Raw genomic sequence first — 13,227 nt, forward strand, 5'->3', positions numbered from 1 at the left:
CTGGTACAATCTGACGATCACCGCTGCGTCCGTCGTCGTCGCCATCTTCATCGGCGGCATCGAGGCGCTCGGACTGATCTCCGACAAGCTCGGCCTCGAGGGCGGCTTCTGGAGCTTCATCGGCGAGATGAACGACAATCTCGCCAATTTCGGCTTCGCAGTCGTCGGCATCTTTCTCATGAGCTGGCTGGTTTCAACCGTGCTCTACAAGGCCAAGGGCTACGACAGCTTGCAGATCAACCGCTCATGACGCATCATCGCGGCTAAGGATCGAGAAAGCCATGACTGGAAATCGGCGTCCGCCGTTCCAGTTATGCGCGATGAGGGGCCACGATCATGATCCACACAAGCCATATTGTCGGCCTGGCGCTGGCGGCGACCATCCTGACCATCGTCGGTGCTGATGCCGCAACCGCGCAAACCGCGGCGAACTGCTCGCTGCGCCCGGCCGTCAGCACAGAGCGCCAGACCCTGACTTGCGAGCCTGGCCTCAGCATCACCGTCGAGCGCGGTGCGCGCTATCGGCTGGCAGACCGGAATCGTGACGGGCGGGTGGATGCCATCGTGCTCGACAACAAGGCCGCTATGGTCGATATCGACAGCAGCCGTGTTCGGGGCGGGTTCGAAGTGGTGACTCCACAGGCAATCGCGGCGGTTCGCGGCACCCGGTGGGCGGTGGATGTGAAGGGCGCCTGGACATCCGTGCTTGTGTTGCGCGGCCGGGTTGCGGTCAACAAGGTATCGACCGGGCAGGGAGTGACGCTCGGGCAAGGGCAGGGCGTCGATGTCGACCGCAGCCGCTCCCCGCTGCATGTCAACCAGTGGAGACGCGCGCGCATAAACGCCTTGATGGCCCGTCTCGGCCAGTGAGACCCGGACAGCCATGCGCAGACCATCGCTGCAGACGCTGATTGCGCTTATCTTGACAGCCGCCTGGGGGTTAAGCCTCGGCGTTGCGCATCTGCACGGTGATATCCCCTTCATCGACGGTGCGGAGGCGACGCTTACGAACCTGCGCAATACGCTCGGCGGCAATCGCCAACCGCCCGATCTCGTGACGATCGTCGCCATCGACGACGAGACGTCGCGTGCGGCGGGACGCTATCCCTTGCCCCGCGCCACGCTCGCCAAGATCATCGACGCGATCGGCGCGCTGGGCCCCAAGGCCGTCGCGCTCGACGTGCTTCTCATCGATCCCGGCGACGAAGCGGGCGACGCAGCACTGGAGCAATCGCTCAGGCGAACCAAGGTCGTACTGGCCGCAGCCGGCATCTTTCCCGAAAGCCGACAGCGTGTCGCCGACGACAGCAAGGAACCTCTCGCCCGCGTGCCAAGCGCGCTGCAATTTCTCGAACCGCAGCCGCGGTTCGCAAACGCGGCAAGCTACGGCGTCGTCAACGTCCAGACAGACAAGACGGGAACGCCGCGTTTCGTGCCCATGTTGTTTCGCAGCGGCGAGCGGATCGCGCCGTCCTTCTCGCTGCGCGTCGTTTCCGCCGCGACCGGCGAGCAGACAACCGTCATCTCGGACCGCATCAAGATCGGCGACCATTCCGTCCTTACGGATACCGGCTATCTCATGCCGCTCTCGTTCTATGGCCCGCGCGGCACGATTCGTACCATCAGCGCCAGCGAGGCACTGAACGGGCAATTGCCGGAGACCGCGATCAGGGATCATATCGTCGTCATCGGCGCGACCGTGACCGGCGGCGGCGATGTCTTTCCGACGCCCTTCGATCCCGTTCTGCCTGGCGTCGAGGTCATATCCACCTCGATCACGCATCTGATTGCCGGAGATGGTCTCGTGCGCGACCGCATCGTTCGCTTCATCGACCTCTATTTTGCTGTCGGCTTGCCGCTGCTCGTGGTCGGCCTTCTCTCCTGGCGACGCAGCACCATCGGGCTGATAATGGTCCTCGGCGTCATCCTGATATGGCTGGCGGTCAACGTCAGCGCCTTCAAGCAGGGAATCTGGCTGAGCGCCGCCCTGCCGATTGCAGCGACGGTGCCGCCGGCGCTGCTGTTTGGCGCTGCTCAACTTTGGCTGGACCGAAGGCGCGCCACGCGCTTCGCCGAGCAGAGCGAGCTTTTGCAGCGCATCCAGGCTCCTGGTCTTGCCGAATATCTGGCCCGCGATCCCGATTTTCTCGCCGTGCCTGTGCATCAGGCGGCGGCGGCCGTTTTCATCGATATCAACGGCTTCACTGGCCTCAGCGAAGCCATCGGCCCGGCAGCCGTGCGGGAGCTGCTGAACGGCTTCTACAATCTCGTCGACGAAGAGGTCACGGCTTGCGGCGGCGCCATCACCAGTTTCATGGGCGATGGCGCCATGATCCTTTTCGGCCTGCCACAGCCGACGCCGGACGATCCCGTCCATGCGGCCCATTGCTGCGTTCGCCTGGCAGATCAGATGAGAGGCTGGCTCGCATCGCTGCCGCAGGGGGTCGCCTCGCGCATCGGCTTCAAGATCGGCGCGCATTTCGGCACCATCGTTGCCTCCAGGCTCGGCGCGGGGGACCGCCAGCAGATCACGGCCACCGGCGACACGGTCAACGTTGCCAGCCGCCTGATGGAGGTCGCCGCCGGCAATCGCGCGGATATCGCCATCAGCGACGACCTGCTGCTCGCGGCGGGCCGTGCGAGCGCGCCTTTCAAGGAAGGACGTCTTGAGGGGCCGATCGAAACCGCGGTGCGCGGTCGTACAGGCTCTTTGACCATATGGCTGTGGCGCAGCCGATGATGATGCGCAAAGCCTCCAACCGGCGAGGTTTCAATCATACCACATCGGAACAATCGAAATCATGAGGAGGCAGGTAAGGGCGACATTGACCACGCGCCATTGCCAGGCCGTTTTCAGCAAACGCCCGAGCATTTGTCCAAGCATGCACCAGACGGAGAGCGAGAACGCGGCGACAAGGCAAAAGGTCAATCCGAGCAGCATTGCGAAGCTGACGGGACCGGTCGCCAGCGCCGCGAAGGACGCCGCAGCAGTGATCGTCACGGCCCAGCCCTTGGGGTTGTACCAGAGCATCCAGACGCCGGCTATGAAACCTGTAGGCTTCACCATGTCTTTCGCGCCATGCGGCGGGCCGCTTCTGCCGATCCGGACGGCAAGCCAGATCAGATAGATCGAGCCGAGAGCCTTCATGGCGATCTGCAGCGTCGGCAGGGCCATCAACACGCCACCAAGCCCAGCGGCTGCCGCGCAGGCCATGGAACCCAAACCGAAGGCAAAGCCGGCCACGAGGGGTATCGACCGATGAAAACCGAAATGCGCACCGGACGCGGTCGCAAATGTCGTCGCGCCGCCGGGCGTTATGGTCGAAACCAATACGAAGAGGATCACAGGCAGCAAGGATTGGATGGGCATTTCCGGCTTTTCTCCATTTTCGGAGAAAGGAATAATCAGCAAAGCACCATCAATAAAACGAATATTGAAGGATCATTGCATTAGCAGTTATAATGCCGATCATGAATCGAAACTTCGACATCACCCTTATCCGAACGTTCGCGGCCGTTGCCGATCAAGGCAGCATGACGGTTGCCGCCAATATGCTGCACATGACCCAGGGCGCTGTCAGCCAGCAGATCAAGCGGCTGGAAGACATGCTCGGCTGCGCCTTGTTTGAACGAGACAGACGTGGATTGCGGCTGACAGAGGCAGGCGAGCGGCTGCTCGGCAATGCCCGCCGCTTGCTGACGCTGAATGACGAGATTTGGGACGACATGAAGGAAAGGACCGTTCGCGGCAGCGTCCGGCTCGGCGTTCCCTACGATCTCGTCGGCGCGACACTGGCGCCGGTGCTGAAGTCCTATGCCGAGCGCCACCCTCAGGTGGAGATTTCGCTGGCCTGCGCGTCATCGCCGGAACTGCTGGAGGAACTCGGGAAGGGAACCATCGACCTGTGTGTGGTGGAAGAACCATTCGGCGTGTCGCAAGGCGAATGCCTTGGTGTCGAGCGGCTTGTCTGGGTCGGGGCAAGGGCCGGGAATGCCCATCGAAAGGTGCCGCTGCCGATCTCGATGGTTGCCGATACATGCGCCTTCCGGACATCGGTCTTTGCAGCGCTGAGCAAGGATGGGCTCCGCTGGCGGACGGTCTTCGAGAACGGCAATATCGAGGCCACCACTGCGACGGTGCGTACCGATCTCGCCGTTACCGCGTGGCTCGCCTCCACCGTTCCGGCCGATCTCGATATTCTCACCGTCGAGCACGGCCTGCCCGAACTGCCGATCTTTGCGATCAACCTGCATTTGCCCAAGGGAGGGGCAACGCCGCAGGCGCTGGAACTTGCCCGCCATATCCGCGAAGGCATGATGCGGCCGCGTCAACCCGCGGCCGCGTGAGCCTCCATCGGCTCCAACAGCGTGGCTTATGCCGCCTTCGGCAGCGGGCCGACATAGCGCGACTGCGGGCGGATCAGGCGCCCGTCGAGTGTCTGCTCGCGGGCATGGGCGATCCAGCCGACCGTGCGGCCGATCGCAAAGACGCCAGTGAAGGCGTTGCGCGGGAAGCCGAGCGCATCGAGCAGCAGCGCGGTGTAATATTCGACATTGACGTCGAGGGGACGATCCGGCTTGCGCTCCTTCAGCAGCGCCAGTGCAGCCGCCTCGATGGCTTCCGCCAGGGCGATCCGTCCGGCATCCGCCTGTCCGCTCGTAAAGATCGGCTTCAATGCCGTCTTCAGGGCATCGGCGCGGGGATCGCGGACGCGATAGATGCGATGACCGAAGCCCATCAGCCGCTCGCCATGATCGAGCGCCTGCGATAGCCAGGCGCGAGCATTTTCAGGCTTGCCGACGCCATCGAGCATATCGAGGACCGGGCCGGGGGCGCCGCCATGCAGCGGCCCCTTGAGGGCGCTGATCGCCGCAAGCACGGAGGAGGTCAGGCCGGCATGCGTCGAAGCGATGACGCGCGAGGCGAATGTCGACGCATTGAGGCCATGGTCGGAAATCGTCACCAGATAGGCATCGAGCCCTGCCGTCTGCTCCACTGTCGGCATGCGGCCCGTGAGCATGCGCAGGATATCGGCCGATTGGGAAAGCGACGCATCCGGCGCGATGGGCGCCTCACCCTTCTGCAAGCGCAGGACGGCCGGCAGGAAGACGGCAGACGCCGCCATCAGGCGGATCGCCGTGGCAAAGTCGTCGCCGTCATCGACACGGGCCAGCAGCGCCCGCATGGCATCCACCGGCGGCAGAGCGAGCAGGGCGGCATCTGCCGCCTTCACATGCGCGAAGAGGGAGACGCGGGCCGTCCCGAGCCGGGTGCGGATGGAGGCAGCATCGATATGCTCATCGAACAGGCCATCCAGCAGCAGCGCGGCAACATCCTCGAAGCGGCTGGTTGCCACCAGATCGTCCAGCGATACGCCGCGGATGATCAGACGGCCGGCAGCGCCATCGACATCGGATAGCTTGGTTTCTGCGGCAATGACATCTTCAAGACCACTTTTCATCATTGTTCTCCTTTGACTATGGGATTAGATCGGGCCTATTTTTATTGACGTCAATCTTGATGCTATTGATCAATATGAGGAACGATGAGCTGGCTGACGGCGGAGCAGGCGCTGAACCTGCTGGGAACGAAATCGCAGACGCTTTACGCCAATGTCAGTCGCGGACGCATACGGGCAAAACCCGATCCCGCGGATAGCCGGCGCAGCCTTTATTTCGCCGATGACGTCAAGCGGCTCGCCACCCGCAATGCCGGTCGGCGCAAGACGGAGGCGGTGGCCGCCGAGGCCATTCAATGGGGCGATCCCGTCCTGCCATCGGCGCTATCGACGGTTTCGAACGGCAGGCTTTTCTATCGCGGCATGGATGCGGCAACGCTGGCGGAGAGCGCAAAACTGGAGGATGTCGCGCTGCTGCTCTGGGACATGAAGCGGCCACTAAGGTTCGAGCAAAGCGAGAAGCGGCAGGAGCTTCCGTCCCTGAATGCCGCTTTCTCCGTCCTTGCCGGGCGCATAATGCACGACCTGCCGTCACTCGGGCGCTCGCTTCCGGCCTTGCAGAACGAAGCCGAAAGCGTGTTCGGCACCGTCGCCGGGGCATTGGCCCCTGGCGCATGGGATCAACCACTGCATCAACGTCTTGCAGCAGCCTGGGGCCGTCCCGATGCGGGAGATCTGATACGCCGCAGCCTCGTATTGCTCGCCGATCACGAGCTGAATGCCTCAACTTTCACGGCGCGGATTACGGCCTCCGCCGGCGCGACTTTATCCGCCGCCACCCTGTCCGGCCTTTCCACGCTGACGGGTCCGCTGCACGGCGGCGCATGGCAGAGCGCGCGCTCGCTGATCGCGCGGGCGGCCGTGACCGGGGTAGATGAGGCGGTCCGCAGCTATCTGGCGGAGGGGAGGCCATTGCCGGCCTTCGGCCATCAGCTTTACCCGGACGTCGATATCCGCGCCGAGGCGTTGCTGGGCTGCTTCACCCTGCCTCCGCTATTTGCCGAGGTTCGCGATGTCGGCGAGCGGCTAGTCGGCGAACGCGTCAATGTTGACTTTGCATTGACGGCGATGACGCATGCCTATCATCTTCCAGAGGATGCACCGCTGATTATCTTTGCGTTGGCGCGGACGGTGGGCTGGCTTGCGCATGCCATGGAGCAGGCGACGAGCGGCAGGCTCATTCGACCGCGTGCGCGCTATGTCGGCCCGCCTGTGCGGTGATTTGATTTCAGATTTGATTTCATAGGGAATGCGAGGTCTTCACCTAACTCACCGATAGGTGACAAACTGCCTCAATATTGTGTCCATCGGGATCGAGAATGAAGGCGCCGTAATAGTCGGGGTGATAATGAGGGCGAAGCCCGGGAGCGCCGTTGTCGGTGCCGCCGGCGAGAATGGCGGCTCGATGGAATTCGTCAACAAATTTCCTGCTCTCGGCCGTAAAGGCGATATGCGCGCCTGTTTGCAGAACATCGCGCTGACCGATCCAGAAGAAAGCCTTCCTCCCGACGCCATAGCCCGCAAAGGTTTCGCCCTCCGCATAAAGACGAGCTATGCCAAGAGGACGCAATATCGCATCGTAAAAGATCTTCGATCGTTCCAGGCTGCGAACGCCGATTGTCACATGATCGAGCACGTCGTCCTCCGAACCGTAGACTCTGCTTGGTCAACCCCGCCCAACCGCGCCGGCATCATGGTCCGCGAGGGCGACCCAGCCGATGACGAGCTTGCGATTGGCAATCAGCCAGATCGTTGCGAGAGCGACCAAACCGACGACGACATTCGCCGCGACGAAGAGGATGGGCGCGAGCTGCGTGACGGGCCCGGCGTCACCGCGTTCGACCAACCGCATGGGAGCGGTCGCCAATGCCGTCGCGCCGAAGGTGAAGGCCCAATAGGCCGGGGTGAAGCCTTCCTTTGCGATCCAGGGCAGAAGGCGAAGCATGATCAGCACCTGCAGCAGGCCGTAGCCGATCATTGCGTGGACCAACACGTCCGGAGGCCCCTGCGTTACGCTGATATAGGCGAGGGCGCCGACGGCCGGCGGAGCCAGTTGAATTCCCAGCGTCGGCCTCAGCGGTGGCGCCAGCGCCGGCCCCGTCAGCAGGCGGTGCAGCAATGCCGATTCGATGGCGAGCCAGGCGAAAAAGCCGGCACCGAAGAAAAGCAGAGCCCATTCGGGGAAGCCGAGAGCCGCGCCGACGATGGCCGTGACGAAGCTGCCGGCGACGCTTGGCAGATACAGCACGGCGGTCGTCGCCGCGATATCGCGTTCGCCTTGCCAAAGACCTCCGGTGCGCCAGACGGAGAATGCCAGAGTGTAGACGGCGCCGACCAGGAAAATGGTTTCGGCGCCGATGCGCGAATAGGGTAGGAGCCCTGCGGCAACCAGCATGGTTGCCACCCCGACCAAGCCGATGAAGCAGCATTGGACGGGGTGAGCGACTTCCTTGAGGGCTTCATCGCGCGCCACCATCCATTTCAAACCGTAGAGCACGATCAGCGCCAGCCAGACTGCAAGCGAAACGAATGTCAGCACCTCGCCGACGGCAGCCGGCAATTGCCAGATGCGCGCACCGACGCGCCAGGCGTTGGCTAGACCCGAAAGCCCCAGGACCATGCCGAAAAATGAAGCCGGAACCAGCGGCAGTTTCAGAGACGCAGCCATATGCCTCCTTTGACGCTCCAAGCGAGCGCCGGCCTAAAGAGAATTGTGCAAAGAAGCCGGGATCGGCGCTAAATCTGTCAATGCAAACAGGAGCGCAAAATACAGCTTTCCTCGGAGTGGGCAAAGCGCGATCATGGCGAAAAGCGCAAGGCTTCGGCCAGCGCTATCACAGATGCGTGAGCGCGCGAATTTTTCTTCGCTGTCAGGCTCGTGCATAGCTCGCCCGTCATTTGTTCATTGGAAAATATTGCGAAATGTCTTTATGGAGTATTCAAAACGATTAAAACCGTCCTAGGAGACTGACACATGCAAATCGGAATGATTGGCCTCGGCCGTATGGGCAACAACATGGTGCAGCGCCTGATGAAGGGCGGTCACACTGCTGTTGTTTTCGATGCGCGCCCGGAAAGTATTGCGGGGCTCGAGCAGCTTGGCGCCACCGGCAGCAAGTCACTCGCAGATTTCGTCTCGAAGCTCGCAAAGCCGCGTGTCGTTTGGCTGATGCTGCCGGCCGCGATCGTCGATCAGGAACTGGCAACGATCGTTCCGCTGCTGGAAGAAGGTGACATCGTCATCGATGGCGGCAACTCCTATTATCATGACGACATTCGTCGCGCCGAAGAGCTGAAGCCGAAGGGCATTCACTATGTCGACGTCGGCACCAGCGGCGGCGTTTTCGGCCTCGAGCGCGGTTATTGCCTGATGATCGGCGGCGAAAAGGAAACGGTCGAACATCTCTCGCCTATCTTCGCAACGCTTGCTCCTGGCGTTGGTGATGTAGCGCCGTCGGCGATGCGCTCCGAAGAAGCCGCCAGGAACAGCACGGCAGAGCAGGGCTACCTGCATTGCGGTCCGTCCGGTGCCGGCCACTTCGTCAAGATGGTCCATAACGGTATCGAATACGGCCTGATGGCAGCCTATGCCGAAGGTCTGAACGTTCTGCGTCATGCCAATATCGGCAAGCAGAGCACGGAGAAGGATGCCGAAACCGCGCCGCTCTCCCACCCGCAATATTATCAGTACGATCTCGACATCGCCGAAATCAGCGAAGTCTGGCGTCGCGGCAGCGTCATCACCTCGTGGCTGCTCGACCTTACCGCCGACGCTTTGCATGGCGATGCGGCGCTTTCGCAGTATGCCGGCCGCGTTTCGGACTCCGGCGAGGGCCGCTGGACGATCTCGGCAGCCATCGATGAAGGAGTGCCGACGCCGGTGCTCAGCGCGGCGCTTTACGGCCGTTTCGCCTCGCGCGGCAACGACGACTACGCCAACAAGGTTCTCTCCGCCATGCGCGCCGGCTTCGGCGGCCATCACGAGAAGCCAGTCAAGTAATCGATCCGTCGATTGGATGAACCATGAGCCGGGTGGGTCAAACCTCCCGGCTTTTGCTTGCCCGCTAAAGTCGGGCCGACCTAATGGTGGAGTACACCCCTCCAACCCGCGATCCGTCTGTTCGCCGTCTCGCAATTCCGGACGGAAAACCGCTGTGTACTTTTCCTGGAAACGCTCTAGCCGAGCAGATCAGGCCGCAGGAAAACGACCGGGCAGGGAGCTCCGGGCTCAAGCTCGGGTGCATGCGGCGGCCGCACGATGAGGCAGTCGGAGCGCGAGAAGACCTTCATCATCGAGGAATCCTGCTTGGGGAAGGGTTCGGCGAGCCAGCCGCCGTCATCGTCCTTCTTCAGCATCGCGCGCATGTAATCCTGTCGCTGGTCGTTCGCGGCAAGGGGCACGGCGGCCCGTACAACCCCTTCGCGCCTGACCGGCGGCAGGGATGCCAGCTTTCGAATCAACGGCTCGAGAAAGAGCAGGCCGCAAACGAGGCTGGAGGCGGGGTTCCCGGGAAGGCCAAGAACATGCATGTCGCCGAGACTGCCGACCATCAGCGGCTTGCCGGGACGCATGGCGATGCGCCAGAAATCCAGTTCCATTCCGGCCGCGATCATCGTCGCCTGCACCAGATCATGGTCGCCGACCGATGCGCCGCCGAGGGTGACGATGACATCGGCCTTCGCCACCTGCGCGCGACCGATGGCGGCGGTAATTTCGTCGTTGTTGTCGGGAACGATGCCGAGATCGAGGATGTGAGCTCCGGCATTGCGCGCCAATGCGCCGATGCCGAAGGTGTTCGACGCAATGATCTGCGACGGCCCGGGCTCATTGCCCGGCGACACAAGTTCGTCACCGGTCGCCAGAATAGCAACGAGCGGCCGGCGGTAGACATCCAGCGCGGGATGGTTCATGGCCGCGGCAACGGTGAGCCGCGAAAAGTCCATCACCGTGCCGGCGGGAAGCACGACTTCATCCTGCAGGAAGTCCTGGCCGCGCGGACGGATGTGCTGGCCTTTCCGCAAGGGGTAGGTCGGGCGGATGCGATCGCCTTCCAGCCGCTCCGCATCTTCCTGCAGCAGTACCGAATCGGCACCGGCCGGAACGGGCGCTCCGGTGAAGATGCGCACCGCTTCGCCCTTGCCGATGCTTCCTTCGAAGGCATGACCGGCGGCGGATGCGCCGATGACCTGCAGTTCCGCGCCCGGCGTTGCCGCGTCTTCGAAGCGCAGCGCGTAGCCATCCATCGCCGAGGCGTCGAAGGGCGGTTGGGTCAAGCGGGCGGTCAGATCCCTGGCCAGGACGCGGCCTTCCGCCATATCGAGCGGAACGCTCTCAAAGCGATGGATAGGCGAAGCGCTGTCCAGCAGGCGTGCCTGCGCTTCGGCAACGGGCAATAGGCTCATGTATCAGGCCCCCGGATGGCGGAAATCTCCTGATTTGCCGCCAGATTTCTCCAATAGCGTAATGCCGCCGATTTCCATCATCCGGTCGGCGGCCTTGGCCATGTCGTAGATGGTCAAGCAGGCGACGGACACCGCCGTCAGCGCTTCCATCTCGACGCCGGTGCGACCGGTCAGTTTTGCCGTCGCCGTTACGCGCAGGCCGGGCAGGGCGGCATCCTCGTCGATATCGACGGCAATCTTCGTCAGCATGAGCGGATGGCAAAGCGGAATGAGATTGCTGGTCTGCTTTGCGGCCATGATACCGGCGAGGCGCGCCGTGCCGATGACATCGCCCTTCTTGGCATTGCCCTCGCGGATGAGCGCCAATGTCTCCGGCTTCATCCTGACGTAGCCCGTGGCCGTGGCGCTGCGCGCCGTCTCGGCCTTGTCGCCGACATCGACCATATGCGCTTCGCCCGAAGCGTCGATATGCGTAAGACCGGCCTTCGGCGTGGTCATTTCACTCGGCCGCCAGAATGCCGGCTTCGCCGTTGAGCAACAGCCGCGTCGCGGTGGTCACGTCATCCTTGCGCATCAGGCTTTCGCCGACGAGGAAGGTGGAGATGCCCGCGGCTTCGAGGCGCTTGCAATCGGCATGGGTGAAGACACCGCTTTCGCCGACCAGCAGCCGGCCTTCCGGCACCATGGGCGCCAGGTTTTCGCTGACCGTGAGGCTGACCTCGAAGGTGCGCAGGTTGCGGTTGTTGATGCCGATCAGCGGCGAAGACAGTTTTAGCGCGCGCTCCATCTCCTCGGCATCGTGAACCTCGACCAGTACATCCATGCCGAGGCCGAAGGCTTCGTCCTGGAGACGCGTGGCGTCATCGTCGGAAAGCGACGCCATGATGAGCAGGATGCAATCGGCGCCCCAGGCGCGGGCTTCCTGCACCTGGTACGTATCGAACATGAAATCCTTGCGCAATGCCGGCAGCGAGCAGGCGGCGCGGGCAGCGGTCAGGAATTCCGGAGCGCCCTGGAAGCTCGGCGCGTCGGTCAGCACCGAAAGGCAGGCCGCTCCGCCGGCCTCGTAAGCCTTGGCAAGAGCAGGCGGGTCGAAATCGGGACGGATCAGGCCCTTGGACGGACTTGCCTTCTTGATCTCGGCAATCAGACCGAAGACGCCGGCATCCTTCCTGGCGAGCAACGCCTTGTGAAAACCGCGCGGTGCGGATTGCCCGGCCTGCATCGCTTTCAGATCGGCCAGGGAAACCTTGGCCTTGGCGGCGGCGATCTCCTCGCGCTTGTAGGCCTCGATCTTTCTGAGGATATCGGTCATGGCGCCCTAGTCCTGTCCTTCCTCGTTGGAAACGGCAATGAGCTTTTCCAACGCAACGGCGGTAGCGCCGCTATCGAGCGAATGTGCGGCGAGCTTCATGCCATCATGGAGCGTTTCGGCCTTGCCGGCAATGACCAGAGAGGCGGCCGCATTGGCGAGAGCGATGTCGCGATAGGCATTTTTCGCGCCGCCAAGCACGCCGCGGAGTGCGGCGGCATTGGCAACGCCGTCGCCGCCCTTGAGGTCGGCAAGGTCGGCATGCTTCAAGCCGAAATCGGCAGGCGTCAGTTCGAAGGTGCGGATCTTGCCGTTTTCCAGCGCTGCGACAGAGGTCGTGCCGGTGGTGGTGATCTCGTCCAGACCGTCGCCGTGCACGACCCAGACGCTCTCAGCATTCAGATCCTTCAGCACTTCGGCCAGAGGCAACACCCATTGCGGCGCGAAGACGCCCAACAACTGACGGCGCGCGCCTGCGGGGTTCGAAAGCGGGCCGAGGAGATTGAAGATCGTCCGCGTACCGAGCTCGACGCGCGAGGGGCCGACATGACGCATGGAGGAATGATGCAGCTGCGCGAACATGAAGCCGATGCCGGCCTCGCGAATGCAGCGGGCGATCGTCTCCGGCCCGATGTCAAGCTTGATGCCCAGTACGGATTGCGTGTCGGCGGTGCCGGCCTTGGAGCTCTGGGCACGGTTGCCGTGCTTGGCGACCGGTACGCCGGCGCCGGCAACGATGAACGCCGCCAGCGTCGAAATGTTGTAGGTGCCGACACCGTCGCCGCCTGTGCCGACGATATCGATGGCATCGGCCGGGGCCTTAACCGGCAGCATCTTGGCGCGCATCGTGGTCACGGCGCCGACGATTTCGTCGACCGTTTCGCCGCGCACGCGCAAAGCCATCAGGAACGCGCCGATCTGCGACGGAGTCGCTTCGCCAGACATCAGGATTTCGAAGGCCTGTCGGGCTTCGTCCCTCGTCAGGGCCTCACGATTGGCGACCTTGGCGAGGAAAGGCTTCAAATCTGCCATTGATTATCCATCCTCCCGAGC

At 62.9% G+C, this 13,227-nt stretch carries 14 protein-coding genes; 6 read left to right on the forward strand and 8 right to left on the reverse strand.

The window, feature by feature from the left end:
• The 3 genes from ACQZ6J_RS25290 to ACQZ6J_RS25300 all read left to right on the forward strand — a co-directional run.
• Positions 1 to 250: HoxN/HupN/NixA family nickel/cobalt transporter (locus tag ACQZ6J_RS25290; RefSeq protein ID WP_449086147.1), on the forward strand; the 250-nt coding region annotated here is incomplete at its 5' end.
• 86 nt (positions 251 to 336) lie between these two features.
• Positions 337 to 870, forward strand: coding sequence for a FecR domain-containing protein (locus tag ACQZ6J_RS25295; RefSeq protein WP_449086148.1), 534 nt, complete (start codon positions 337 to 339; stop codon positions 868 to 870).
• Between the two features lie 13 nt (positions 871 to 883).
• Positions 884 to 2,740: a CHASE2 domain-containing protein gene (locus ACQZ6J_RS25300; protein ID WP_449086149.1), complete on the forward strand. Its 1,857-nt coding sequence runs from the start codon at positions 884 to 886 to the stop codon at positions 2,738 to 2,740.
• Positions 2,741 to 2,770: 30 nt separating this feature from the next.
• Here ACQZ6J_RS25300 and ACQZ6J_RS25305 read toward each other — a convergent pair whose 3' ends face one another.
• Positions 2,771 to 3,370, reverse strand: a complete 600-nt coding sequence (locus ACQZ6J_RS25305) for a LysE family translocator (protein WP_449086150.1) — start codon at positions 3,368 to 3,370, stop codon at positions 2,771 to 2,773.
• Between the two features lie 101 nt (positions 3,371 to 3,471).
• Between ACQZ6J_RS25305 and ACQZ6J_RS25310 the strand changes: the two genes are divergently transcribed.
• Positions 3,472 to 4,347 (forward strand): LysR family transcriptional regulator, encoded by an 876-nt coding sequence (locus tag ACQZ6J_RS25310; RefSeq protein ID WP_449086296.1) that lies wholly within the window; start codon positions 3,472 to 3,474, stop codon positions 4,345 to 4,347.
• A gap of 26 nt (positions 4,348 to 4,373) precedes the next feature.
• Here the strand turns inward: ACQZ6J_RS25310 and ACQZ6J_RS25315 are convergent, their stop codons facing one another.
• Entirely contained in the window at positions 4,374 to 5,462 is a 1,089-nt protein-coding gene (locus tag ACQZ6J_RS25315; RefSeq protein WP_449086151.1) for a citrate synthase/methylcitrate synthase, read from the reverse strand.
• A gap of 84 nt (positions 5,463 to 5,546) precedes the next feature.
• Between ACQZ6J_RS25315 and ACQZ6J_RS25320 the strand changes: the two genes are divergently transcribed.
• Positions 5,547 to 6,680, forward strand: a complete 1,134-nt coding sequence (locus ACQZ6J_RS25320; protein ID WP_449086152.1) for a citrate synthase — start codon at positions 5,547 to 5,549, stop codon at positions 6,678 to 6,680.
• Between the two features lie 43 nt (positions 6,681 to 6,723).
• Here the strand turns inward: ACQZ6J_RS25320 and ACQZ6J_RS25325 are convergent, their stop codons facing one another.
• Together ACQZ6J_RS25325 and tehA are read right to left on the reverse strand one after the other, a co-directional pair.
• Entirely contained in the window at positions 6,724 to 7,095 is a 372-nt protein-coding gene (locus ACQZ6J_RS25325; protein ID WP_163985754.1) for a VOC family protein, read from the reverse strand.
• 30 nt (positions 7,096 to 7,125) lie between these two features.
• Positions 7,126 to 8,127 carry a dicarboxylate transporter/tellurite-resistance protein TehA gene (gene tehA, locus ACQZ6J_RS25330; protein WP_449086153.1) on the reverse strand — a complete coding sequence of 334 codons (1,002 nt, stop codon included), beginning with the start codon at positions 8,125 to 8,127 and terminating at the stop codon, positions 7,126 to 7,128.
• A gap of 306 nt (positions 8,128 to 8,433) precedes the next feature.
• Here tehA and gnd point away from each other — a divergent pair, with 306 nt between their 5' ends.
• The gene (gene gnd, locus ACQZ6J_RS25335; RefSeq protein ID WP_163985756.1) at positions 8,434 to 9,459 is read left to right on the forward strand and encodes a phosphogluconate dehydrogenase (NAD(+)-dependent, decarboxylating); all 1,026 of its coding nucleotides are present in this window, start codon (positions 8,434 to 8,436) and stop codon (positions 9,457 to 9,459) included.
• A 176-nt stretch (positions 9,460 to 9,635) separates the two neighbouring features.
• Here gnd and ACQZ6J_RS25340 read toward each other — a convergent pair whose 3' ends face one another.
• Genes ACQZ6J_RS25340 through trpD form a run of 4 tightly spaced genes read right to left on the reverse strand, consistent with a single transcriptional unit; the run spans position 9,636 to position 13,206 of the window.
• A complete protein-coding gene (locus ACQZ6J_RS25340) occupies positions 9,636 to 10,862 on the reverse strand; it encodes a molybdopterin molybdotransferase MoeA (protein ID WP_449086154.1) in 1,227 nt (408 codons plus the stop codon).
• Between the two features lie 3 nt (positions 10,863 to 10,865).
• Positions 10,866 to 11,360 (reverse strand): cyclic pyranopterin monophosphate synthase MoaC, encoded by a 495-nt coding sequence (gene moaC, locus ACQZ6J_RS25345; protein WP_449086155.1) that lies wholly within the window; start codon positions 11,358 to 11,360, stop codon positions 10,866 to 10,868.
• A 1-nt stretch (position 11,361) separates the two neighbouring features.
• Positions 11,362 to 12,177, reverse strand: a complete 816-nt coding sequence (gene trpC, locus ACQZ6J_RS25350; protein ID WP_449086156.1) for an indole-3-glycerol phosphate synthase TrpC — start codon at positions 12,175 to 12,177, stop codon at positions 11,362 to 11,364.
• 6 nt (positions 12,178 to 12,183) lie between these two features.
• Positions 12,184 to 13,206 (reverse strand): anthranilate phosphoribosyltransferase, encoded by a 1,023-nt coding sequence (trpD, locus tag ACQZ6J_RS25355; protein WP_163985760.1) that lies wholly within the window; start codon positions 13,204 to 13,206, stop codon positions 12,184 to 12,186.
• Between the last annotated feature and the right edge of the window lie 21 nt (positions 13,207 to 13,227).

The sequence above is a fragment of the Rhizobium sp. A37_96 genome, assembly GCF_053521765.1.